The organism is Brachyspira sp. SAP_772 (genome assembly GCF_009755885.1).
Taxonomy (GTDB): domain Bacteria; phylum Spirochaetota; class Brachyspiria; order Brachyspirales; family Brachyspiraceae; genus Brachyspira.
The window spans coordinates 1122473-1148683 of the sequence record NZ_VYIX01000001.1; the positions used below are offsets into that span (position 1 = coordinate 1122473).

The following is a 26211-nucleotide window of genomic DNA, read 5'->3' on the forward strand; positions in this document are numbered from 1 at the left end:
ATTGAAAAAATTATTATTATTACATATTAGCATAAGATATTTATATATAAAAATAATAAACATTAACTTGAGATATATTACTATTAATTATTATTTTACACATTCTAGAAAACATTTTAAAATTCACATTTTCTATATAATAATTTTCTAAAAATTATTATATAGAAAATTATAAAAAATAATTAATTTTTAGAGAACTCTTCTAAAGCATTATGGCTTAATCTGTAAGTATACCAATCTTCCATTTTAATAGCATTGATAGATAAATAAAAATCAATACTGCTCTTGTTCCAATCTAGGCACTGCCAATCAAGTCTTTCACATCCTCTATCAATAGCAATTTTAGCAAGCTCTTTTAACAGCCTCTTTCCATATCCTAAACCTCTAAAAGCCTCACTAATATATAAATCCTCTAAATATATACCAGCTTTACCCAAAAAAGTAGAAAAATTGTGAAAAAACAAAGCATATCCAATAGGAATATCATCTTCTAAAACAATTAAAACTTCAGCTTTCTTCTTTTCAAATATCCATTCTTTTAATATTTCTTCAGTAGCTACAACCTCATTTTCAAGTTTTTCATAAGAAGCTAACTCTTTAATAAACTTTAATATAGTAGAAACATCATCCACAGTAGCAAATCTTATACTAAATACTTTATCTTTCATAAAATAACACTCCAAAAACACTCTGTATAAAAAATAAAGCCCAAGCGATTAACAAATAATCACTAAGGCTTTTTATTATTAAAAATTATTTTTTAAGCTAATGGTAATTATTAATACATACCGCCCATTCCACCGCCAGGCATTGGAGGCATTGGTTTTTCAGGTTCAGGTATATCAGTAATAATAACTTCAGCAGTTAATACTTGAGAAGCAATAGAAGCAGCATTTTGTAAAGCACTTCTAGATACTTTAGCAGGATCAATAATACCAGCTTTTAACATATCAACCCACTCATTAGTAAGAGCATTGAAACCCATATTGCCTTTTTGTTTTTTAGCTTCAATAGCAACAACAGAACCGTCTAAACCAGCATTTGTAGCTATCATTCTTATAGGCTCTTCTATAGCTCTTTTTACTATATTAACACCAACTTGCTCATCAGGATTTTCTAATTTAATAGCATCAAGTTTAGATTGAGCATGTAGGTAAGTGATACCGCCGCCAGGAATAACTCCTTCTTCAACAGCAGCACGAGTTGCAGATAAAGCATCTTCTACTCTAGCTTTTTTCTCTTTCATTTCTACTTCAGTAGCAGCACCAATATTAATAACAGCAACACCGCCAGAAAGTTTAGCTAATCTCTCTTGTAATTTCTCTCTGTCATAATCGCTATCAGTTTCTTCTATTTGTTTTTTAATAGTAACTACTCTAGCTTGAACATCTGCTTTTTTACCAGCACCTTCTACTATAGTAGTGTTTTCTTTATCAACAGTGATTTTCTTAGCTTTACCAAGATGCTCTAAACCAGTATTTTCAAGTTTCATACCTAAATCTTCACTGATAACTTGTCCGCCTGTTAATATAGCAATATCTTCAAGCATAGCTTTTCTTCTGTCGCCAAAACCAGGAGCCTTAACTGCACATACATTTAATACTCCTCTCATTTTGTTTAGTACTAAAGTAGCTAAAGCTTCAGATTCTATATCTTCAGCAATAATAATGAAAGGTTTTCCAGTTTGAGCAATTTTTTCAAGTACAGGAAGAAGTTCTTTCATGTTAGATATTTTTTTGTCATAAATAAGAACTAAAGCATCTTCTAATTCAGCAGTCATACTGTCTCCATTAGTTACGAAATATGGAGAAATATAACCTCTGTCAAATTGCATACCTTCAACTAATGAAAGGCTAGTTTCTAATGATTTAGCCTCTTCAACTGTAATAACACCCTCTTTACCAACTTTTTCCATAGCATCGCTTATTAAAGCACCTATTTCTTTATCGTTGTTAGCAGAAATTGTAGCAACTTGAGCGATTTCTTCTTTACCTTTAATTTGTTTAGCTTCAGATTTAATATGAGCAACTATTTCGCTAACTGCTTTTTCTATACCTCTTTTAATAAGCATAGGATTAGCACCGCTAGTTACGTTTTTTAAACCTTCTTTAACCATAGCTTGAGCTAAAACTGTAGCTGTAGTAGTACCATCACCAGCAACATCATTAGTTTTAGTAGCTACTTCTTTAACTATTTGAGCACCCATATTTTCAAAAGGGTCTTCTAATTCTATTTCTTTAGCGATAGTTACACCATCATTTATTATAGTAGGAGGACCAAATTTCTTGTCTATTACAACATTGCGTCCGCGTGGTCCTAAAGTTACTTTTACTGCATTAGCTAAAGCATCTACTCCACGCATAAGGGAGCGTCTAGCTTCTTCATCAAATAACAACTGTTTTGCTGCCATAAATTTTTTCTCCTTACAAATATTTTAATTTTTAATTATTTTCTTATTTTTATTGAAAATATTATACAATCAATATATTTTTTTTCAAGTATTGATTTTATAATATTATATTAATCTAATCATTATTTCTCATGAGTAAAACATCTCTATATTTTATCATAGTGTTTCCGCGCGGTATAATAGTTCCTCCGTCTCTTTTTATCATCACTATCAAATTATCCTTTGGCAGTTTCAAATCTTTTAATTCTTTATTCTTCCATGGATGATTCATGTTAATATTTATTTCTTTTAATGTGATATCATAATATTTTGTTCTTTTAGCATTAAGTATTATTGTATCCCCGCTATTTATAACAGTGCTCCCATTTGGAATAATAGTTTCATCTCCTCTCTCTATTGTTATAATGATTGAGTTTTCTGGAAGCTCTATATCTTTAATCTCTCTGCCAACCCAATGATGATTTTTAGTAATGTTAACTTGTATAAGCTCCATATCATCATCATCAACATAGTCATTGAAAGTTTTTAATACATTTTCTTCAGAATCGACAAGGTCAAATTTTTTGGCAATAATAGGAAGCAAAGTACCCTGAAAAGATACAGATATAATTGCTAAGAAAAATACAATATGAAATATATCATAACTAATAGCTTCACCATTTACTATAACAAATATAGCAAAAACAATGGAAGCAGCCCCTCTAAGCCCAGCCCACATAATTAAAAGCTGTTTTTTTAAAGACACCTTAAAAGGAGTTAATATTGCTAATACCGCTATAGGTCTAGATATAAATGTTATAAACAACGCTACAAATATTGCAGTTGGAGCAACATTAGATATTCTTGAAGGGAAAGAAAGAAGCCCTAACAAGAAAAACAACACCATCTGCATAAGCCCTGTGACACCGTCAAAGAAATTAACCAAAGCAACTTTATTTTTAATATTAGTGTTTCCAAGAACTATACCAACTAAATAAACAGCTAAATATCCATTTCCACCAACTATAGAAGATAAAGAATAAGAAAGCAAAGCAACAGCAAGCACAAATATAGTATCAAGCCCGCTTACTGGAAACTTAAATTTTCTTAAAACATTGTAAGCCATAAATGATATTAAAGCTGCCACTAGCACAGCAAATACTATCTGAGCAAATACCATATAAACTATCGAAAGAGGACTGTTTAATGTTTTTCCAACAAGCCCCAAAAATATCACCGTAAGCATATAAGACATAGGGTCATTACTTCCGCTTTCAAGCTCCAAAAGAGAAGCAAGTCCGTCTTTTAAGTTTAAATTCTTTGAACGAAGTATAGAAAATACTGAAGCAGCATCTGTAGAACCAATAACCGAAGCTATTAAAAAACTCTCAAATAATTCAAACTTTAATACAAAATAGCATAACACCCCCGTAACCATAGAAGTGATAAAAGTACCAACAAATGATAGTAAAAAAGCTTTTTTAGCCACAGGTTTAGCAACTTTCCAATTGGTACCAAAACCACCGTAAAACATTATAAATATTAAAGTTATGGTACATATTTGCTCCGCAACAACATAATTATCAAACTCTATTTTTAAAATACCGTCAGAGCCAAACAGCATTCCCAAAACTAAAAAAAGCAAAAGTGAAGGCACCCCCACTTTCATAGATATTTTACTAGCTACTATACAAATTATAATTATTAAAGATGATATTAATATAGCTGTATTCATATTAAAGTATTATAGTCCTTATTAATTTTCTTTTATTTTTATTCTTTATTTTCTTTAGGTTTAAATATTAATGAAATAGAGTTTACACAATGCCTTGTATTTTTATCTGTTAAATGCTCGCCCTGAAACACATGCCCCAAATGAGCACCACAGTTACTACATGTAATTTCTATTCTATAACCGTCATCATCTAAAGACCTTCTGATAGCTCCTTTTATTTCATCATCAAAAGAAGGCCATCCGCATTGTGATTTAAACTTATCTTCAGAGCGGTATAATTCAGCACCGCATTGTTTGCAGCAATAAACGCCCTCCTCAAAAAAATCATTATATTCGCCTGTAAAAGGATATTCAGTACCTTTAAATATTATAACATTTCTTTCTTCTTCTGTTAATTTTCTTAACTCCATAAAAACCTCAATAATAAATAATAATAAAAGATTGTATATTAAAACTCTAAATAAAACTATACTTTTATTATTTTTCATAATTAAAAAAACATATTTATAATAAATTCTAGAAAAAAATATTTTTTAATACTTGACAAAAATAAAATAATATTGTAATATACCTAAACATCAAATTGATAAATAAAAAAACGGGCCAATAGCTCAGTCGGTAGAGCATCGCCCTTTTAAGGCGGTTGTCGAAGGTTCGAACCCTTCTTGGCTCACATAGGTTTAATACCTACAATTACTTTATATACGCCGGTGTGGTGAAGAGGTTTAACACACAGGATTTTCATTCCTGCATTCGCGGGTTCGAAACCCGTCACCGGTTCATCTAATTGCCATATCTGTTAATGATATGGTTTTTTTATAGCTATAATATTTTTATGAAAATTAAAAACAAAGATAATAATACTAAAGCACTAAAAACCATAAGCAATGCCAATAAAAAAGCTGTAATCATATTAATATCTTCATTTACTTTCATTATTATTCTAGTGACTTTCACTTTATATTATTTTTTATACAGCAAAATAGATTCAGCAATAAAAAATGATGAAGAATTGTATTTTTCTATATTATTTATAGATGAAAATAATGAGCCTTATGGGGCATATGTGGGAGTATTATCAAGTTTACACAATAGAATAGGTTTAATAGGTCTTCCAAGAAATGTTGCTCTTTGGCAAAACAAAAAAGATGACTCTATACCTCTAAAAGAATTATACAAAAATGGAGGCGATTCTGCTGTATTTAAGGCTATAGAAAACACTGTTAATAAAAAAATAACATACAAAATCACTCTCGACAATAACAGCATATCAGACATAATAGATTTAATAGGCGGAGTTAAGATGTATGTAGAAGAGCCTATTCATTATGTAGAAAATAATAGTCTTTATAATATTACCTTTGATATTGGTGAATGGATATTTCATGGCAACAAGGTAGTATCATATTTACATTATGTTACTATGAAACAATATGAGGATATAGAAACATTATATAGACTTGAAGATGTTATTATCAATTTAATGATTAGTTTTATACAAAGTCCTGAGCTTAAATCTATGATAGTTAGAAGAGATATGAGAAATGCTATATATTCTAAGATAAAAAGCAATTTAAGACCTCCTGATATTAAAGCTATATTAAAAATAATATCAAACAGCAATGAAAGAAGTTTAATAGTACAAAATATTGATGGAAGAGTTGATGAGAATGGAATAATCAATCCATTACTTGGAGGAAGTGCTTTTGTAAAACAGATGGAAGATTTGTCATTATATGTGGGGCTAAAAACAGAAAGAAGCGAATTAAGCAATGAAGATGTTAGTTTAATAATTTTGAATGGCACTGATGTTTCAGGGCTTGCGGATAGAATAAATATTAGAATGCGTTATAGGGGATTTGCTGCTGGAGAGTATGGAAATTTTCCTGCTAAAGTGTATAATAGCATTGTTCTTATAAGAAATGGAGAGATAGAAAAGTCTTTTATGGTTGCCAATGAATGCAGAGTAAGTAGAATATATGCTAAAACAGATAGAAGACTTTTAAATAATGCAGTATTAATTTTGGGGTATGATTACTATGAAATTCAATGATTCAAACAAAACAAAAAAAATGATAGACAGAGAAATGGCTAAAAATCTAACTCTAAAAGCCGCAAAAGCTCTAGATGATAAAAAACTTGAAGACATAGTAATATTAGATTTGGACGGTGTTACTACCCTTTCAGATTTTTTTATTATAGCAACAGCTTCTTCTGCTCCACAAATGAAGGCTGGTTCTGATGCTGTTTATAAAGAATTAAAAGAAGAAGGTATCACTCCTTATGCAGAAAATGATAATAATTCTGACTCTTTATGGTATTTAACTGATTATGGCTTTTTGGTAATACATTTATTTACAGAGGAAGGAAGGGAATATTATGATTTGGATAAATTATGGCATGAGGCTAAAAAAATAGATATGAATTAAATTTTCTTGAAAATTATTTTAAAGTCATTTTTATGGAGAGTTTTATGAAAAAAGTTATTATTTTATCTTTTTTATTTTTATTTGCTAAATTATCATTTGCAGAAAGCGGCTGGCAATTTGGAGCTACAGTACCTATTGGAGCTAGTTTTAGTTTTTATAATGTTTATTTTTCTCAAGATGCTCCACAAAGTTATAAAGATACATATAGAAAAAATAGTGGCACTGTTGGATTTGATGCTGGTATAACTTTTCAGGCTGGATATTTAGTAACTGATGAAGATAAAGGAATTAGTTTATTAGTAGATATAGGTTATTCTCATGATTCTTTTGGACTTAAAAGCTCTTATAAAGATGAAACTACTCAGCAAGATGTAAATGTGAGAGAATATTATACTTTTGAAAATATGCAAATTGGAATACTTCCAAAATTTCATTATAATAATTTTGCATTTGGGCTTGGTATAGGAGTTAAAGTCCCTTTATATCTCACACATTCTACTGAACTTTTTAATGGCAATACAAGCACAAAAACTTTTAGCTACTATGGTGTTGATAAAATTGATGATGTAATGAAAAATGTAGTTATGACATATATTAAACTCACTTTTGATTATTCTTTTAATATTCAAGATAATGTTGCTTTATTAGTTGGAGCATATCTTGGCACTGATTTTGGCATAGACTTAAGAGGTGCAGAAAGAGTTCTCGTTGAAAGCAGAAACCTAGCTTCTATAGATATAGGAGCACAAGTAGGAATGAAATTCGGCACTACTATGGGTATATAGGTAATTAAAAAATAATATGATATTTATAATAATATTAATAATATTACTTTTAGCTATTATTATAATATCAAATTATTATGTACAGTTAGTTTTAATTAAAGGTAAAAAAAGAGTACTTGAAATTAAAAAAAACATCAAAGAAGAAACTGAAGAAGAAGTATTAGAAAAAGAAAAAAGAAGAGAATGGTTTGAAAAATCTCAAGCAGATATATATACAAAAACTTCTGATAATTTAAAAGTGCATGCCCATTTTATAGAAAATAAAAACTCTAATATATACACAATAATAGTTCATGGCTACGAGAGTAAAGGCTCTAATATGAGATATTATGGTGAGAAGTTTTTTAATATGGGCTATAATGTTCTTCTTATAGATTTAAGAACTCATGGATTAAGCGATGGTAATTCTTATGGTATGGGGTATTTAGAAAAAGAAGATATTCTTGCTTGGGTAAAATATATATTATCAATTAACAGTAATGCTGATATTATTTTATTTGGCATTTCTATGGGGGCAGAATCTATAATGATTGCTTTAGCTGAAAACATTCCTTCAAATGTTAAGCTTGCAATAGAAGATTCTGGATATACTAATGCTAATGAACAGCTTGGAAACAGACTAAAAATAAGCTATCATCTGCCCTATTTTCCATTTATACCAACAATATCATTAATAACAAAATTAAGAATAGGTTATTTCTTTTCACAAGCTAATGCTTTAAAATCTGTATCAAAAATAACAACTCCTATACTATTTATTCATGGCAGTGAAGATGATTTGGTGCCTTTAGATATGATGGAGAGGTTGTATAATGCTTGCTCATCAAAAAAAGATAAATTAATTATAGAAGGTGCTTTGCATATAAGCTCTGCAAAACATAATGAAAAATTGTATTGGCAAAAAATAAAAGAGTTTATAGCAAAATATTTATGATTTTTTTATTACTGCTAATAATTACATATTAATTTGTTGCCGTATTTGTCTCTACAATATGGTTTGTATAGAGAGAATATAGCCTATATGAAGCTCTATCTGTAGTATATGCTTTATTATTCATTTCAAAAGCGTATAGTTCCCAATTATAATGGTCAAGTATTTTAAACTGAAAAATATATCTATTGGTATCTATTGTACCTATAATGTCTACATAACGCATATAATCATCTTCTGCTATAAAATCTTCCCATTCAACTGTATTAAAGGACGTTATTAAATCCTCTATTTTTATATCAGGATACATTGTAAAGGAGCTTTTTTTTATTAATCCGATGGCATCAAATTTTCTGCTTCTAACATCTACATCATTAGTATATATATTATTTGTTATATTATCAGTATATTGCCTGCTTTCATAAACTAACTTTTTCTCACAAGATATGATAAATATTTCAACAAACAATAATGAAATAATTAACAATTTATTCATTATTCAAAATCCTATCATTTTTAATATATAATTTTAATAATAAATTTCAATTATATTTTTTATTAAATAATATAGTTTAACTATCTCGGAAAATAAAACAAATAAAATAATGTTAGATAAAATTAAAAATATTAAATTATCCTTGACTTAATTTTTTATTTATGATAGCATAGTTTTATATGTTCGTATATAGAATATTATTTTAATTAAGGAGTTATTTTATGGCTGTAAAAGTTGCAATAAATGGTTTTGGACGTATCGGACGTCTAGTGTTTCAGGCATTGGTAGAACGCGGTTTATTAGGTAAAGAGATAGATGTAGTAGGTGTTGTTGATGTTAGTACTGATGCTGAATATTTTGCTTATCAATTAAAATATGACTCAGTTCATGGAAAAATGAAAGCTGATATAACAACTGAAGGTGAAGATGTATTAGTAGTTAACGGAAACAAAATTAAATGTATAGGTGCTACTAAAGATTTAAAAGACCTTCCTTGGAAAGATTTAGGTGTTGAATATGTAATCGAATCTACTGGTCTTTTCACTGATAAAGAAAAAGCTGAAGGTCATATAGCTGCAGGTGCTAAAAAAGTTATTATATCTGCTCCTGGTAAAGGTGATTTAAGAACTTTCGTTTATGGTGTTAACCATGAAGAATATGACCCTTCTAAACATCATGTAGTATCAAATGCTTCTTGTACTACTAACTGTTTAGCTCCGCTAGTACATGTACTTCTTAAAGAAGGTATCGGTATAGAAACAGGTCTTATGACTACTATTCACTCTTATACTGCTACTCAAAAAATAGTAGACGGTCCTTCTAAAAAAGATTGGAGAGGCGGACGTGCTGGTGCTATTAACACTATTCCTTCTACTACTGGTGCTGCTAAAGCTGTTGGTGAAGTTTTACCTGCTACTAAAGGTAAATTAACAGGTATGAGTTTCAGAGTTGCTACTCCTGACGTATCTGTTGTAGACTTAACTTTCAGAAGTGAAAAAGATACTTCTATTGAAGAAATTGACGCTTTAATGAAAAAAGCTTCTGAATCTTACATGAAAGGTGTTTTAGGTTTCTGTAATGAAGAATTAGTATCTAGCGACTTCATACATGATAACAGAAGCTCTATTTACGATTCTTTAGCTACTTTACAAAACAACTTAAAAGGTGAAAAAAGATTCTTCAAAGTTGTTTCTTGGTATGATAATGAATGGGGTTATTCTAACAGAGTAATTGATTTATTATTATATATGTACAACAAAAAATAATAATAAATTATAATAATTAATTTATTAGGCTATAATAAGGGTGCATAATATTATAAATTATAGCACCCTTTAAATTTTTAATAAGTATAAAAAATAATAATTAAGGATACAAAAATGAAAAAATCAGTAAAAGACATAGATATTAAAGGCAAAAAAGTCATAATGAGAGTTGACTTCAATGTACCTCTTGATAAAGAAACAAGCTCTAAAATTACAGACACTACAAGAGTAGATGCTGCTATGCCTACTATTGAATATATTCTCTCTCAGGGTGCTTCTCTTATACTTATGAGCCACTTAGGAAGACCAAAAGGGGAAGCTAATCCTAAATATTCTCTAAAACCTGTTTATGATTATTTGAAAACTAAACTCCCTAACAATAAAGTTATTTTTGCTAATGATTGTATAGGTGAAGAAGTAAAAAAACTTGCTTCTGAATTAAAGTCAGGAGACGTACTTTTACTTGAAAACTTAAGATATCATGCTGAAGAAGAGAAAAATGATGCAGCATTCTCTAAACAATTGGCTGAGTTAGCTGATGTTTATGTTAATGATGCATTTGGTACGGCACACAGAGCACATGCTTCTACTGCTGGAATAGTATCTGCTAAAGCCGGAATGCCTGCTGTTGCTGGTTTCTTAATGGAGAAAGAGATACAATATTTAGGTGATGCTGTTGCTAACCCTGCTCGTCCTTTTGTTGCTATAATTGGCGGAGCTAAAGTTTCTTCTAAAATCTCTGTACTTAAAAACTTACTTAACAAAGTAGACACTTTAATTGTTGTTGGCGGTATGGCTTATACTTTCTTTAAGGCTAAGGGATTAGAAATAGGTTCTTCTTTATGCGAAGATGATTATATTGCTACTGCTAAAGAGATTATGGATAAGGCTAAAGAATTAAACAAAACTTTATATTTACCTGTTGATAATGTTATAGCTGATAAATTTGATAATGATGCTGCTATAAAAGTTGTAGATTCTACTGCTATACCTGCTGGTTGGATGGGTATGGATGTCGGACCTAAAACATTAACAGAAATTGAAGATATACTTAAAAATGCTAAAACAGTTGTTTGGAATGGACCATTGGGTGTATTTGAAATGGCTAATTTTGCTAAGGGTACTTTTGAGGTTGCTAAGTTTATTGCTAATTCTGGTGCTGTAAGTATTATCGGCGGAGGCGACAGTGTATCTGCTGTTAATAAATCTGGTGTTGCTGACAAGATGACTCACGTATCTACAGGTGGTGGAGCTTCTTTAGAGTTCCTTGAAGGAATAGAGCTTCCCGGTATCGCTGTATTACAAGATAAATAATATATTTATTTAGTTTTAATAAAATAAAAAGCCTATGATAGTTTTTTAGCTGTCAAAGGCTTTTTTATAAACTGTTTTAATTTTTTATAACTGTATAAAACTTTCAAGTTTTTTATGTATTACAAAATTAATAATAGTAGATTTTTGCATTAAATAAATTGAAATATTAAATCAATACAAATTTTAGTTTATTCTATTTTCTTAAACTTATATTAAAATAAATATTATAATATTTATTTTAGATAATCCCATTACTTGACTTATTAATATTTTATTATATAATATGCAAACATGATTTATAATTTCATAAAAATTAATATGCTTGTACCAAGCAAGCAAGCAAGCAAGCAAGCAAGCAAGCAAGCAAGCAAGCAAGCAAGCAAGCAAGCAAATAAATTTAGTTTTGCAATTCAAGGCTATCTAGTAATTTACTAGGTAGCCTTTTTGTGTTTAAACTATAGGGATTTTTTATGCAGGAAAAGTTTGATATATGTTTTTTATGTAATGGACATAATTATGCTATAAATTTAGGTATAACAATAGTATCATTATTGGTAAACTCTGATGAATATGATAATTTTTATTTTCATGTACTTACTAGTGATATGACAGAAGAAGACAGGAAGAAATTAATATTATTAAAAGAAATAAAAGATTTTGACATAAAATTTTATGATATAGATGACAAAATTATTGATAAGTATAAAAAATTAGAAAAAGGGAAAAATCCTGCTTGGTGGGGATATCATGTTTTATTGAAACTAGAAGTTCCCAATATACTTAAAGATTTAGATAAAGTATTATTTTTAGATATTGATCTTATTATATTGAAAAGTTTGAAAGAAATATTTAATGAAAATATAGATGATTACTGTTTATTAACATGTTATTTGGAGGATTCCATATATTTTATGAATAACGATAACTATGAGGTATATTCCAAAATATACTCTGATTCTGTTGCTAGGCGTCTTAAAGTAGGTAAAAAACTATTAGATTGGATTCCTGGCGGATTTATGTATCTGAATTTGAAAAAATTAAGAGAAATGTATGATGAAGAAAAAATAATTAATTATATTTCATATCTAATTGATAATGGAACAGCACCTCTTGAAGAGAGAATCATTAACCATTTTCTTAATAAAGATCGTTATATAAAAAGATTTGGTCCTTGTTATCATAGAAATGATGGAATATGGTTGGATGATAAATATATAGAAGATATGTATATAGCACATTGTACATGCGGTAAAATTTTTAGCACAGAAAGTCACTGGATACCTAAATATAAAAATAAAGTTTTGCATCTTGGATGGAAGTATTTAACTATGACTCAGTGGTTTAAGGAAGATCCTATTTATTTTTTAGAGAATTATTCAAAATATAATACCCATTTTATAAGTAATGAATTAGCCGATATAAAAAACAAAACTAGTGAAGAAAAATTAAAGAAATTAAATGAAATTAATAAGGCTAATGAAGAAAAATTAATTAAAGTAATTAATAAGATAGTTTGGTTTATACCTATAAGAAATATTAGGAATAACGTTAGGAACAAAATGAAAGCTTATTTTAATATTTAAAAAATAATTTATAAAAAATGTAAATTAGATTGAGTTAAAGTACATATATAAATTTTATTTAATATACAATTTATGGGTTAGATAACTTAAAATTTTAAAAAACTAATATAGAACTTAAAAATTAAATTCATATAATTTATATTACTAATATTTTGATTATATAATCTTTATTTTTCAATTAGCCATTCATCGCCATATTGTTTTACTTCTAAAATTAAAAACTCCCCCATATCCTCATTACTAATGCATAAAACATCATCAGAATAAATTGTTATATCATCAAGTTTCATTTGATTATTTATGATATCAAGATAAGAATCAATCTCCTGAGTTACCAAAAACCAGTCAGCATCCATACCTTCTGGAGCTCCGTCATTTTGTTTATTTTCTTCCAAATTCTTTTTTATCTCTTCAAAACTATTTTCTAAACTTTTAATATAGTTATCAGAAAAATATCCTGACTCTCTAAACTTAGATATGTAATCATTAGCATTAAACATATTAATTTCATAATATCCGCCACTTTCAAAATTAAACTCAACTATTTTGTTAAAGACTTCATTTATTTCATCATAATTTTTAGCATACCATTTGCATGCATTATAATATGCTTTCTCTTTAGTGCTTTTATCGTTAGAATCTATTTGTTCAGGAGTTTTTTTATATATACCAGTAAATCCATAGCTTCCATTAGGCTCTGTTACCATAATAGTGTTAGCATTTATAGGCTGAATTGATATAATATAACCGCCATCAGCTCCCACAATCTCTTCATAATCTAAAGTATTGGCACCTATAGCACAATAAGGTTCAACATATTGATTTTCTTCTAATATCATTTTACTTGTATCTGTGCTTTGAATATTAGTTACTGTTTGTCCGTTCTCATTTGTTATTATATTAATGGCATATAAATAAAAACTATCATCATCATTTTTATTTAACTCAATAGAAGCATTATTATTTAAATATATACCGTTAAAATTATAAGTATTAATATCCCCTACTTCTTCTGCTTTATAGTCTGACTCATTTATTAATATACCTTCTTGTCTTTCATTATATTTATCAAAAGTTACATCTGCTTTATTCTCATAAGGGAAATTATCAAAATTAGGATTTTCTTTTACTTCTCTGTAATAATAATTAGAATAATAATTTTCTCTTTCCCATTTAGTAATTATAGTTTCAACAGGGTCGCTTTCATATCCAACATAATTATCTTCATAAAGAATGCCATTTTTTACAGAAAAGCCTTTATAATTTGTGGCAATATTACTTGGTCCTTTTTCGTATTTATCCTGTATATTATAAAGCTCATAATAATAGGCGTTAGTGCCGTCTAAAGAAGATTCAAATATATAATTTTTATCTTCTCTATAATTTCCAGCATCAAATACATAGTCTATATCGCCATTATCTTTGAAAGTATATTTAGCTCTGCCGCTTATAATTATTTTATTCTTTACTTTATCTAAAAATGCAGCATCTTCCTGTGATAATATTTTTGCTGCTGGTATAGTTTCATTTGACTCTATAGATTCATTTGTATTTACTTCATTGTTATTAGTATCTGTTTTACTTCCGCATTGAATGATAACTAAAGATATTATTGTAATTAATAAAAATATTCTTTTCATAATAATTTCACCCTTAATATTTTATATAATATTATTTATAGCAATATAAACTTTTTAAATAAATAATTTGAGTTTAGTTTTTGAATAATAATGTTTTACTTATTTCTCATTTCATCATAATTTTTTGTCATTATGTTATACCAATAATCTAATTTATCATTATCATCGCCTTCTATGTCTTTGAAGTAGAAAGGTTTTAAAAATCTTATCTTTATTTTTTTAAATGGTCTTAAAACAAAACTTTTTGCTTTCATAATATCTCTAGTACCATATATAACAACAGGAAGTACAGCCACATCTTCACATCTCTCAGCAATTTTTAATATGCCTCTTTTTGGCTTTTTAATTTCCCCGTCTTTGCTTCTAGTGCCCTCTGGATATATAATTATACTTGTTTTTGATTTCAACCTATCTTCCATATCATCTATAGATTTTGCAGCTCCTATAGTTCCCCTCTTTACAAATATATAATTAGCTACACTCATACCAAAACCAACCATAGGCACTTTTCCGTATGTATCTTTAGAGACAAAAGCAAACATGCCTTTAAATATTGCAAAACAGCAAAATATGTCAAAAGCACTTTGATGATTTGGAGTAATTAAATAAGTTTGTTTATAATCATAATTCTCACTGCCTTCAATATCAAAAGAAATAAAGGCACTTTTCATCAAAAAAGTTCCCCAAAATTTTGCTATATTATGAGTAATTTTTATTGAAAGCCTCTTACTAAAAGGTCTCACTAAAATAAATAAAATCACAGCTACTATAAACAAAATAATAGTAAAAAGTACATTTAATAAAATATAAAATATGCTAAATATAATCATAGCAAAGAGTTTAATATAAATACAAAAATTATCAATAGCTTAAATAATTATTTTTTAATTTATTGAATTAAGATAATATTTTGCAGGGATATTATTTTGATATTCTTTTTATAAATTAATATCCCTAAACAAAATTATTTCTGTTTAACTACAGTAAAATTACAACCTAAAAAATTCTTCCAAGTATTATAATCTGGATTAGGCACATTTGGAAGTATTAAAGTTGTAAGGTTATTACAATATAAAAATGCATCATTCTCATAATTTATATCATTAGGAGAAGTACCTAAATAAATAACCGTATTTAATTTACGAGAAGTGTTGAAAGCTGAGTTTTTTATTTCTTTTACAGATGCTGAAATAGTTACTTTTTCTAAAGAAGAATTAGCAAATGCCCCTTTACCTATTGATATTACAGAATCTGGTATTATCAATTCTCTTAATGACTCTAAATATAAAAAAGCATAATCTCCTATAATTTGTAATTTACTGTCTAATGTAAGACTTTTTAATGAATAAATAGCTTGAAAAGCCCTCTCCCCTATTGAAACAACAGAATTAGGTATTATTAATTCTTCTATATTATTATTTAAGTTCAAAAAAGCATTCTGTTCTATAGTTATTATTTTATCATCTGGAAATATAAAACTTAATCTTTTTTTACTTACTCCTCCGCTTGCAAACATTAATTCTGTTATAGCACCATTTTGAAAATCAATATTTTTGGTGTCTATTGTTATATTATCAGCATTAATTTTTTCTGCTGCGTTTATAGTTAAAGCTGCAAGAGAAGAATTTGCTTTTAGCATATAATTTTTAGGAACACCTTTAAATATTACTTTATATGAAGCTTTTTCATTATAATATTCTTGCAATTTCTCTTCTATTTGCTTAGATATTTCAGCATCATCTTGTGAAATATCTATACCATATTTTTGTGTTTCTTCATCTAAAGTAGGAGGTATTACTGGCGTCTGTGTTTCCCCAGAGTTACCAGTATCTCCGTTGTTTCCTATATTACCATTGTTGCTGCTATTTGGACTGCTTGGGCTTGAACAAGATATTGCAACTAAAAAGCATAACATTATTAATACAATTTTTTTATACATAATTTACTCTTAATTAATTTGTTTTTTTATAGTAGTGAAATTACATCCCAAAAAGTTTTGCCATTTACTTTTAAGCTCTTCTTCACTTGTTTCAGGAGCATTAGGAACTATTAAAGTTGTAACTGTATCATCAAATATATTTCCGCTATGTGATATATCATTAGGGCTTGTTCCTAAATAAATAACAGTAGTTAAAGAGGATGAGCTTCCAAATGCTCTGCTTCCTATTGACTTAACTGAAGCAGGTATAGTTATTTCTTTCAATGCTGAATATGTAAAAGCTAAATCTCCTATATATTCAAGTTTACTGTTAGCACCAAATGTTACTTTTTCAAGTTTGTAATCTGTCTGAAAAGCAGCGGCATCAATACCAATAACAGAATCTGGTATTGTTATTTCTTTTAAAAATTTACTAAAAAGTGAAAAAGCATTTCCTTCTATAACTCTTATAATATTTTCTGGAAATTTAAAAGTTATTGTATACTCACCAGAACTTGTATATCCTTGAAACATTTTAGATTTTATTTTTCTCTCATTAAAATAAATATTACTAATATCTATTTCTATATTTTTGTTATAACCAATAGGTAAGTCTTTTGTAACTTCTATTACTAACTTTGTAAGAGAATTTCTTTGGGCATATTCAGCTTTTGGTGTCCCCGTAAATATTACTTTATATAATTTTTTATCATTATAATATGCTTGTAATTTAGATTTTATTTCTTGTTTTATCAGATTATCATCTTGAGAAATATCTATACCATAGGTTTTTGCCTCATCATCTAAAATAGGCAAAGGCGGAGCTATTTCAGTCCAAGGTATACCGCCTGCATCTCCTATATTTCCAGAACCGCCACTGTTTCCAGAATTTCCTCCTGTTTGACCTGAATCACCACTATTTCCTATATTACCCTGATTGTTAGGACTGCTTGGGCTAGAACAAGACATTGCAACTAGAAAACACAACATTATCAATACAATTCTTTTATACATAATTACTCCAATTTACTCTAAATTATTTTTATTTTGTTACAGTATTAAAAGTTCCGCCCAAAAAAGTTTTCCATCCATTATCATTAGGATTTGTAGCATTAGGCACTATTAAAGTTTTAAGACTATCACACATAATAAAAACATCACTATTATTATTTATAGCATCAGGAGTTGCACCTAAATAAGTAACTGTTGTTAGTTGCTGAGAAAATGCAAATGCTGTAATTCCTATTGATTTTACAGATGCAGGTATTGTAAGTTCTGTAATACTAGTAGAATCAAAAGCTGAATCCCCTATTGTTTCTAATGAAGAAGATAATTTTAATGTTTCTATAAATGATCCGCTAAACGCCCCAACTCCTATTGATGTTACAGAATCAGGAATAACTAACTCTTTTATTCCCTGAGTATATAGAAAAGCTTGATCACCTATAGTTTTAACATTTTTACCTAAAGTTAATTTCTCTATGCTGCTAGAAAGATAGAAAGCTTCTGACTCTATAGTTGTTACAGAATTAGGTATTGTTATTTCTTTTGTATTGTATAAACTCTCAAACGCCCTTACTCCTATAGTTGTTATCTTATTTTCTGGGAATTTAAAACTAATAAATATATTTTCAGAACCATCAACAACTGCTCCAGAGAACATACCTGTTGGTACAATTCCGTCTTTAAAATCAATATTGCTTATATCCATCTCTATATTCATAGAAGTATTAACATTCACTGCTGCTTCTAAAGTTAATTCATATAGAGATTTATTATTACTATAATCTTTAGGAGTTCCTGTAAATATTACTCTATATGAACCCATTTCAGTATAATAAGCTTTTAAATTCGCCTCTATTTGTTTGCTTATTTCTGCATCTGCCTGACTTATATCTATACCATATTTCGCTATTAATTCTTCTTCTGTTGGGGATGTAGTTGGCGGTGTAGTGCCTCCATTATTACTCTGATTACCACTATTGGGATTATTTGGACTCGAACATGAAATTGTAAATAAAAAACACAATAATACTAATAATACAATTTTTTTATACATTCATAACCTCTCATATTTACTCAAATTTTACATAATGTTACTTAGAATAACATTATATATAATATAACAATATATTTTTTAAAATGTTGTATTTTTTTGAAAAATTTAATAATCTCTTTCTATTGTTTCAGATATAGAATCATTAGTGTAAGGCAAATCAAAATAATCAACTACTTCAGAAGTAATGTTATCATAAACTACTATATTTACACCATTAGTTGTCTCTCTTAAATTGCTTCTGCTTATAAATATTCTGTTTCCGCTGTCTATCACCAAATCATTATATTTATTAAGCTCTTTATGATAAAGATAATTAGTCTCCCCCATTGATGAAAATACAAGTTTGTTTTTATCTATAACATAAGAAACATTATTAGTATACATTTCATTAGTTATATTAAAATTAGAATATAAGCTCTTAACTACATTATCATTAGTGGAATACTCACCAAGCATATTAACTACTATTGTATAATCATTAAGGTTAGTGATTTTTTCTATATAATCATAAATATTATCTGTATCTCTTAAACCCATATCATACACTTTATTATACTCATATAAAGCATTTCTCTCCCAAGTATAATAATTAGTATCTCCTCTTCTATCTGGTAAATCATAATTATCTTTTAAATATTTACCCAAAAAAGAAGTATATTTCTGAACACCTTTATAATTTAAATGCCCAGAATCATTATAATCTCTCCAAAAATTCAAATCATAATCATCATAGTAGAGATTAAAATTCATAAAAGGAACATCATATTCTTTTGCAATTTCCCCTACTCTATTAAAATGCATTGCCTCTTCATCGGTCATAGGAAAAGGAGAAGCTATTACAACAATAGGTATATTATTTGTTTTTGCTAACTCTAATATTTTTCTATAATAAGTTTCTTGTTGCTCTAACAAAGGCAAACTATCTTTAATATTTTTTATGTTAGGCTCTTTAACAGGAAATGTTTTATTATGAAAAGAGTACCCCTTAAAATATTTATAATGATTATAATTATTTGCATAAGGCACAAAATCTTCTGGTTTTAAATCTTTGTATCTGTTATGATATCTATACATAGGGTTAATAAACTCATCAAACCTTTCTGCCGCTGTTACTTTTAGAGAGTTTATTCTATTTTCTGACCATTTTAATGCATAAGTGGCAGCTACTATCTGATAATCTACAACATTAGTTCTGCTTGCTGCAATAATATAAGATTCTAATGCAATCAATTTAGGCTTTTGATATTTTAAAACCTCTATTAAATAATGATAAGTGCTCCAAATAGGCTGACTTCCAGAGGTGAAGTTATAAGCAGCAATTCCATATTCATTAAAAAGTATAGCAGGATTAACATTATAATGCACATGACTGCTTCCCAAAAATATTACATCTATAGAATTTGTCTTCTGTTCATAAAAGCTGTCGCCTTGATATATGCCATTTTCATTTTTAAATCTTAATACCCTACTTGAAAACCAAAGCAATGTAATAAATATAGCTATAAAGCAAATAATTTTTATAGTGTTTTTTATCATTTTACAAATAACCTATTAATTTTTTTTTATTATTTATCAAGTAATCAACTACATTATAATAATTATAAAAAACTACATTCAAATAAAAACATATCACATTTATCATTAACTGCAATTTCCTTTTCAAAAGAAGAAAATGTTTTAACTTGAGTAAATCCAACTTCTTTTAAATACTGCTCCATTTCACCATATTTATAAAGGTGCGTCTGAAAATCCATAAACTCACTTTGAAGCAATTCAGTATTATTATACATTTCATAAATTGATGGTGAGAACTGAGTTTGAGTTTGTTCTTCATAATAATTTTTTGATTTAAGCACTATTTCAAAATTTTCTTTTGTTTTGACAGATACAGCAATATTATAATCATTATCATCTATACATCTATTTTTTATTGTATCAACTGCAAAAACAAATTTACCCGTTTTAAAAAGCCATTCCTTTATTCTTGTTAGAATTTGTTTGCAAATATCAATATCTGTAAACAATGATACTGAACCTGAGCTAATAAATATATAATCAAATTTTTCTTTCGGAGAATATTTCATAATATCAGTATGAACCGTTTTTGCATCAGGAAATTTTAATTTTAATTTTTGCAGCATTTCATTAGACATATCTATTCCTGTTATGTCAAACCCTCTTTCTATAAATGGAATAAGAAATCGTCCGCTTCCGCATAAAGGCTCTAAAATCTTTTTACCTTTTTCAGCATAAGATAAATAAAAGTTTAATTCATCTTCAGGTGCTTTTTTATGTAGTATCTCATACATTTCAGTACAAAGACTGCCATAATAATTTTTTTTAACTTCACTCATTTCTATAACCACTAAAATTGGAAATATATAAACTGCTTAGGGTCAAAACCCGCTCCGTATTTTCCATATATTATTATAAAAAATAATAAGAAAAATATTGCTGCCCATCTAAAATATAAACATTGATTTTTCAAAAACATATAAATAGTTTCTTTCTTTATATATTTTATTAAATCAACTAAAAACAAAATCACCAAAGATATTATAAGTATATTCATTTCAAAACGGTCTAAACCAAGTTTATATAATGAACCGTCAAATATACGCCATAAATCTATTTTGGTAAACATTCTCTGTATATAGTAAAAAGCATCATGTATGGTTTCAGCTCTAAAAAATATCCAAGCCAAATCCACTATTATAAATGTAATAATTACTTCAAGGAGCTTAAAACTAAAACTTTTCACTTTCACATTAAACTTATTTAAAACATTATTTTTGAATTTTGACGTAATATCTTCTATTAAATAGCACACACCATGAATAGCACCCCAAGCTATAAAAGTAAAATTAGCCCCATGCCAAAGTCCGCTTACCAAAAATGTTATTAATATATTGAAACTTCTTCTAAGTTTTGAACACCTATTTCCGCCCAAAGGTATATAAAGATAATCCCTAAACCAAGTAGATAATGATATATGCCACCTACCCCAAAATTCTTTTATGCTTCTTGCAAAATATGGAGTATTAAAGTTTTCCATTAAATCTATACCCATAATTTTAGCAGTTCCTATTGCTATGAGCGAATAACTTGCAAAATCACAATATATCTGCACCGCAAAAAGCAATGCTGATAATATTAATTCACTTGTATTATAAATATAATATCTGTTAAATACAGTATCCACCAATATAGAAGCCCTATCTGCTATTACCATCTTTTGAAAATAACCAAAAAGCATTAAAATTAACCCCTCTGTTATTCTCTGATAATCAAACCTTTTAATTTTATCCATGTTCTGTATTTGACCGAGCAAATGTTTTGAACGCTCTATAGGGCCTGCTACAAGTTGAGGGAAGAAAGATACAAACAATGCATATTTAATAATGTTTTTCTCTGACTTTATCTCTCCCCTATAAACATCTATAGTATAGCTTAATGCCTGAAAAGTGTAAAATGATATGCCGACAGGAAGCACTATATCAAAAGGTTTTTCTATTAATTGTATGTTTAATGCTGATAATACAATATTAATATTCTGAAGTAAAAAGTCAAAATACTTAAAAAACACAAGTATTGCAATGTTTATAATAAAACTAAATGCAACCACTATTCTCTTATATTTTAATTTTTCTATTAATATGCCGCTTAAAAAAGTTACAACAGTGGAAGTTGCCATTAATAATGCATATTTAGGGTTCCAAAACATATAAAATATATAACTTGCTATAAACAAACAAATATATCTTAATTTCTTTGGAAATATCCAATACAAAATAAGCGTTATAGGAAAAAATATCAAAAAATCCGTAGAATTAAATAGCATTTACATAACTCATCATAAAATATACATTTATAACTAAAAAAATATTTAATTGTAATATAATTAAAAGTTAATTTAATAAGATTTTTAATTAAATTATAGTGCAGTATATTATTATAAAACCAAATATATTACAACTTATTTAATAAAAAGTATCACAAAACTACATAATATTATACTTGACTTTTTTTAAAATATTAATAATATTTATACACAAATAAATTAAATTATACTATATTTTAAACATTGTGGATACTTTATTTACAGAAAAACTAAATCAGCTTTTATCCAATGTCTCTTTAATAGATATATTGAGAGATAGATATAAAGTTATATCTAGAGGCGGAAGTCAATATACCGTTCAATGCCCCTTTCATAAAGATGGTCAAGAGGCAAATCCTTCTATGTCTGTTGATGATTCTAAAGGTATATACAAATGCTTTACATGCGGTGCTAAAGGAAATGTATTTACATACCTAAAAGAAAAAGAAGCTATGGATTTTAAAGAGGCTGTAAAATATCTTGGAAATAGATTTTCTTTTGATACTAGTAATTTCTTTTCTCAAAAGAACAAACATAAAGATCAAATATTTGTAGAAAGCAAAAGAATAAATAAAATAGCCTGCAACTTCTTTGGTAAAAATCTTTTATTAAAGAATAATAATGGAGAATATTTTTATAAAGAGGCTATAGATTATCTAAAAAAAAGAAAAATACCTTTTTCAATTATAAAAGAGTTCAAAATAGGATATGCTCCTCCAAGTTGGAATGCTTTAATTAGAGCCTTAAACGAAAATAATATAAGCACAAACAATATAAATGTATTAGGGTTAGCAAGCATAAGCAAAAATAATCCAAATCATTTTTATGACACATTTATAAATAGAATAATGTTTCCGATAATCAATGAAAAAGAGGAGATTATAGGCTTTGGAGGAAGAAGTATTGATGGAAAAGAGCCAAAATATTTAAACTCAAAAGAGAGTTTAATATTCAAAAAGAAATCTGCTCTATATGGCATAAATATAGCCAAAACACATATAATGAAGAAAGATGAAGCTATATTGGTAGAAGGCTACATGGATACAATCGCTTGCCATAAAATGAATATAAAAAATGTTGTTGGAAGTTTAGGCACTGCCATTACAGAAGAGCATGCAAAAGAGATAAAAAAATATACCAATAATGTAGTTTTAGCTTTGGATAATGACGAGGCTGGGCAAAAAGCTACAAAAATGGCTATATTAACACTATTGAAGTTTGATTTAAAATTGACTATACTATTGATAGAAACAACTAAAGATTTAGATGAGTTTTTTACTATAAATAATACTGATGGTTTTGATATACTATATAATAAAAAACTAACTTGGTATGACTATTTGTTAAAAACATCAACAAATAAGGATATATCATTACTTACTATAGAAGAAAAACTCTATATAGTAAAGTTATTTTATAATTATTTAGATGTTTTGAAAAGTGAGACGGAAAAACAAATGATAATCTCTCATATTTCATCAGAACTTTCTATTGATAGAGATGCTTTCAATAGAGATTATTTAAGAACTTTAACTAATAAAGCTCAAAATACAAAAGTTGTTTCTGCTTTACAAAGACCTATAAAAGATAATAAATTTTACTATGAAAATAGTTTAATATATTTGCTTGCTTTAAATCCATCTTTAATAAAAGAGGCAGAGAAAGAGATAGGTGTAGATCTTATTAAAAAAGATATCACAAGGGAATTTTATATAAGGCTCTTAACTCTTAATAAAGATGCAACAGCTGAAGATGCTCTTAATGTATTAGGCAATGAGCATATAGCTAATCAGATAAGAAGCAAGGAGAAATTGTATACTGATAATATACAAGAAAAACTATATGAGCTTATTGTAAAGATAAAAAGCGGGGATATAGACTATAGGAGGGAGGAAGTATTAAAAACTGCAACACTCCAAAGTAATGAAGGATTTGAAGCTATATGTAATAAAGCCCGAGAAATACATTTACTAAATAAGCAAAAGGAAAAACTATATCAAGGAAGTGATTATGATGATTGAAGATGATAGCGATCTTCTAAGTAATGACAAAATTAGAAAATTGCTTGAAAAAGGAAATACTAACAAATATCTTACATACAAAGAGATTAATGCTACCATAGACCACATGGATACTGGAGTAATGGAGGCACTTTTTGATCTATTAAGTGATAGAAAGATTCCAATTGTTGAAGATAAGAGGGAATTTGAAAGTCTTTCTAGAAATCAAAATAAAATTGATGATGCTGCAAGATTCATACATGTAGAGGATAAAGTTGGAAATAATGATGACCCTATAAGGCTTTATCTTAAAGAGATTGGCAAAGTTGATCTTCTTACTCATGATGATGAAGTGGAATATTCTAAAAAAATAGAACTCGGTGAATCTGAGATAGAGTCTATTATATTAAATACGCACTTAGTTGTTGGAGAAGTTTTAAATACTATTAAATGTGTAAAAAGCGGTAAAGTATCTATACATGAAATATTAGAACCTCCAAGAATATATAATGTATCCACACAAGAAAAAAGAAAATTAGAGAGAAAGTATAAAAACTTTGAAAAAGAATACGTCGATTTAGCAGAAAAATATTTAGCTTTAGACAAAAGAATAAAAAAAGCTACCACACAAAAAACTATAAAATCTCTTACAAATGAACAAAATGAAATAAAAGAAAATATAGTAAAACTATTAGGTAAAGTAAAACTTAATAGAATGGAGATTGATAGAATAGCAGAAAAATTAAAGTTTTATTTACTTAGAATCAATCAAATAGAAGAGTATTTTGAAAAATTAAAAAAGAGATACGGCAAAGAGATAAGTGATTTTGAAAATTACTATAATGAAATTGAAAATGGAAATAAAAAAATATACACTAGACTTGTTGATGAGTTTAATATTACTCCAGAGGCTATAAAAGCAGTATTAACAAGTTTTCATAAATATCAAATTCGTATGGCAGATATTTATGATGAAGTTCGCACAGATAAAGAAACTTTAGTTGAATGGGTAAGAAAAATTGATTCTTCAAGAAGAAAGATAGCTCAGGCAAAAGACCATATTGTTAAGGCTAATTTAAGACTTGTTATATCTATAGCAAAAAAATATACCAATAGAGGTCTTCATTTCTTTGACTTAGTACAAGAAGGAAATATTGGTCTTATTAAGGCTGTTGATAAATTTGAATATCAAAAAGGCTACAAATTTTCAACATATGCTACTTGGTGGATTCGTCAGGCTATTACTCGTTCTATAAGCGATCAGGCTAGAACTATAAGAGTACCTGTTCATATGATAGAACAAATCAACAAAGTAACTAGAGTAATAAGACAATATATGCAGCAGTATGGAAGAGAGCCTTCTATACAGGAAATAGCAAAATCTTTAAGTTGGCCAGAAAGCAGAGTTAAAAGCGTAAGAAATGTTGCTAAAGACCCTGTATCTTTGAATGCTCCTATTGGTGATGAAGAGGATACTATACTTGGAGAGCTTATCGAAGACAAAGAGTTTGAAAGCCCTCAAAACATTACTACATTTAAAATCTTAAGAAAGCATATAGATTCTTTACTTGATAATTTGCCTGAAAGAGAACAGAAAGTTATCAGAATGCGCTATGGATTAGATGACGGATACAATCACACTTTAGAAGAAGTTGGATATGTGTTTAAAGTTACAAGAGAGCGTATAAGACAGATTGAGGCTAAGGCTATTAGAAGATTAAGAGCTACTTCAAAAAAGAAAGAGTTAAAAGAGTTTTTAGATTCTTAAAATTATTAAATTAAAGAAA

General features: G+C 28.0%; 22 protein-coding genes and 2 tRNA genes. 11 read left to right on the forward strand and 13 right to left on the reverse strand.

Translation table 11 applies throughout. The annotated features are described in order from the left end of the window. Window positions 1-182: 182 nt before the first annotated feature. From GQX97_RS04865 to GQX97_RS04880, 4 genes are all read right to left on the reverse strand, one after another. A complete protein-coding gene (locus GQX97_RS04865) occupies window positions 183-668 on the reverse strand; it encodes a GNAT family N-acetyltransferase (protein WP_157150812.1) in 486 nt (161 codons plus the stop codon). A 110-nt stretch (window positions 669-778) separates the two neighbouring features. Further along, a complete protein-coding gene (groL, locus tag GQX97_RS04870; protein ID WP_157150813.1) occupies window positions 779-2410 on the reverse strand; it encodes a chaperonin GroEL in 1632 nt (543 codons plus the stop codon). Window positions 2411-2525: 115 nt separating this feature from the next. After that, on the reverse strand, window positions 2526-4124 hold the full coding sequence (locus GQX97_RS04875) for a potassium/proton antiporter (protein ID WP_157150814.1): 1599 nt from the start codon (window positions 4122-4124) through the stop codon (window positions 2526-2528). Window positions 4125-4162: 38 nt separating this feature from the next. Beyond that, window positions 4163-4534 (reverse strand): methionine-R-sulfoxide reductase, encoded by a 372-nt coding sequence (locus GQX97_RS04880; protein ID WP_157150815.1) that lies wholly within the window; start codon window positions 4532-4534, stop codon window positions 4163-4165. A 190-nt stretch (window positions 4535-4724) separates the two neighbouring features. Here GQX97_RS04880 and GQX97_RS04885 point away from each other — a divergent pair. The 6 genes from GQX97_RS04885 to GQX97_RS04910 all read left to right on the forward strand — a co-directional run bounded on the left by GQX97_RS04885 (window position 4725) and on the right by GQX97_RS04910 (window position 8272). Next, window positions 4725-4797 (forward strand) — tRNA-Lys (locus GQX97_RS04885). A gap of 33 nt (window positions 4798-4830) precedes the next feature. Further along, window positions 4831-4904, forward strand: a tRNA-Glu gene (locus GQX97_RS04890). Between the two features lie 55 nt (window positions 4905-4959). Next, window positions 4960-6177 (forward strand): LCP family protein, encoded by a 1218-nt coding sequence (locus GQX97_RS04895; protein ID WP_157150816.1) that lies wholly within the window; start codon window positions 4960-4962, stop codon window positions 6175-6177. Beyond that, a complete protein-coding gene (rsfS, locus tag GQX97_RS04900; RefSeq protein ID WP_157150817.1) occupies window positions 6164-6553 on the forward strand; it encodes a ribosome silencing factor in 390 nt (129 codons plus the stop codon). The genes GQX97_RS04895 and rsfS overlap by 14 nt, the downstream gene beginning before the upstream one ends. A 44-nt stretch (window positions 6554-6597) precedes the next feature. Further along, the gene (locus GQX97_RS04905; protein ID WP_157150818.1) at window positions 6598-7338 is read left to right on the forward strand and encodes a hypothetical protein; all 741 of its coding nucleotides are present in this window, start codon (window positions 6598-6600) and stop codon (window positions 7336-7338) included. 16 nt (window positions 7339-7354) lie between these two features. Next, the gene (locus tag GQX97_RS04910; protein ID WP_157150819.1) at window positions 7355-8272 is read left to right on the forward strand and encodes an alpha/beta hydrolase; all 918 of its coding nucleotides are present in this window, start codon (window positions 7355-7357) and stop codon (window positions 8270-8272) included. 28 nt (window positions 8273-8300) lie between these two features. On the opposite strand, the gene GQX97_RS04915 is transcribed toward GQX97_RS04910, so the two are convergent. Continuing rightward, a complete protein-coding gene (locus GQX97_RS04915) occupies window positions 8301-8765 on the reverse strand; it encodes a hypothetical protein (protein WP_157150820.1) in 465 nt (154 codons plus the stop codon). A 221-nt stretch (window positions 8766-8986) separates the two neighbouring features. On the opposite strand from GQX97_RS04915, the gene gap reads away from it, so the two are divergent. The 3 genes from gap (at window position 8987) to GQX97_RS04930 (ending at window position 12927) form a co-directional block, all read left to right on the forward strand. Next, the gene (gene gap / locus GQX97_RS04920; RefSeq protein WP_157150821.1) at window positions 8987-10030 is read left to right on the forward strand and encodes a type I glyceraldehyde-3-phosphate dehydrogenase; all 1044 of its coding nucleotides are present in this window, start codon (window positions 8987-8989) and stop codon (window positions 10028-10030) included. A 114-nt stretch (window positions 10031-10144) separates the two neighbouring features. Beyond that, window positions 10145-11344 carry a phosphoglycerate kinase gene (locus GQX97_RS04925; protein ID WP_157150822.1) on the forward strand — a complete coding sequence of 400 codons (1200 nt, stop codon included), beginning with the start codon at window positions 10145-10147 and terminating at the stop codon, window positions 11342-11344. Between the two features lie 470 nt (window positions 11345-11814). Further along, complete coding sequence (locus GQX97_RS04930) at window positions 11815-12927, forward strand: glycosyltransferase (RefSeq protein ID WP_157150823.1); 1113 nt, start codon at window positions 11815-11817, stop codon at window positions 12925-12927. 167 nt (window positions 12928-13094) lie between these two features. On the opposite strand, the gene GQX97_RS04935 is transcribed toward GQX97_RS04930, so the two are convergent. The 8 genes from GQX97_RS04935 to GQX97_RS04970 form a co-directional block, all read right to left on the reverse strand. Next, the gene (locus GQX97_RS04935) at window positions 13095-14567 is read right to left on the reverse strand and encodes a hypothetical protein (RefSeq protein WP_157150824.1); all 1473 of its coding nucleotides are present in this window, start codon (window positions 14565-14567) and stop codon (window positions 13095-13097) included. Window positions 14568-14662: 95 nt separating this feature from the next. Continuing rightward, window positions 14663-15397 carry a 1-acyl-sn-glycerol-3-phosphate acyltransferase gene (locus tag GQX97_RS04940; RefSeq protein WP_157150825.1) on the reverse strand — a complete coding sequence of 245 codons (735 nt, stop codon included), beginning with the start codon at window positions 15395-15397 and terminating at the stop codon, window positions 14663-14665. A gap of 134 nt (window positions 15398-15531) precedes the next feature. Continuing rightward, window positions 15532-16506 (reverse strand): leucine-rich repeat domain-containing protein, encoded by a 975-nt coding sequence (locus tag GQX97_RS04945; protein WP_157150826.1) that lies wholly within the window; start codon window positions 16504-16506, stop codon window positions 15532-15534. A 9-nt stretch (window positions 16507-16515) separates the two neighbouring features. Further along, entirely contained in the window at window positions 16516-17499 is a 984-nt protein-coding gene (locus GQX97_RS04950; protein WP_157150827.1) for a leucine-rich repeat domain-containing protein, read from the reverse strand. A 28-nt stretch (window positions 17500-17527) separates the two neighbouring features. Beyond that, window positions 17528-18544, reverse strand: a complete 1017-nt coding sequence (locus GQX97_RS04955) for a leucine-rich repeat domain-containing protein (RefSeq protein WP_157150828.1) — start codon at window positions 18542-18544, stop codon at window positions 17528-17530. Between the two features lie 105 nt (window positions 18545-18649). Then, window positions 18650-20080: an SGNH/GDSL hydrolase family protein gene (locus GQX97_RS04960; protein WP_157150829.1), complete on the reverse strand. Its 1431-nt coding sequence runs from the start codon at window positions 20078-20080 to the stop codon at window positions 18650-18652. A gap of 62 nt (window positions 20081-20142) precedes the next feature. Next, window positions 20143-20898, reverse strand: a complete 756-nt coding sequence (locus GQX97_RS04965; protein ID WP_157150830.1) for a bifunctional 2-polyprenyl-6-hydroxyphenol methylase/3-demethylubiquinol 3-O-methyltransferase UbiG — start codon at window positions 20896-20898, stop codon at window positions 20143-20145. Between the two features lie 11 nt (window positions 20899-20909). Beyond that, window positions 20910-22385: an MBOAT family O-acyltransferase gene (locus GQX97_RS04970; RefSeq protein WP_157150831.1), complete on the reverse strand. Its 1476-nt coding sequence runs from the start codon at window positions 22383-22385 to the stop codon at window positions 20910-20912. A gap of 245 nt (window positions 22386-22630) precedes the next feature. Between GQX97_RS04970 and dnaG the strand changes: the two genes are divergently transcribed. Together dnaG and rpoD are read left to right on the forward strand one after the other, a co-directional pair. Then, window positions 22631-24445, forward strand: coding sequence for a DNA primase (gene dnaG, locus GQX97_RS04975; protein WP_157150832.1), 1815 nt, complete (start codon window positions 22631-22633; stop codon window positions 24443-24445). Further along, window positions 24435-26192, forward strand: a complete 1758-nt coding sequence (rpoD, locus tag GQX97_RS04980) for an RNA polymerase sigma factor RpoD (RefSeq protein ID WP_157150833.1) — start codon at window positions 24435-24437, stop codon at window positions 26190-26192. The genes dnaG and rpoD overlap by 11 nt, the downstream gene beginning before the upstream one ends. Window positions 26193-26211: the final 19 nt, after the last annotated feature.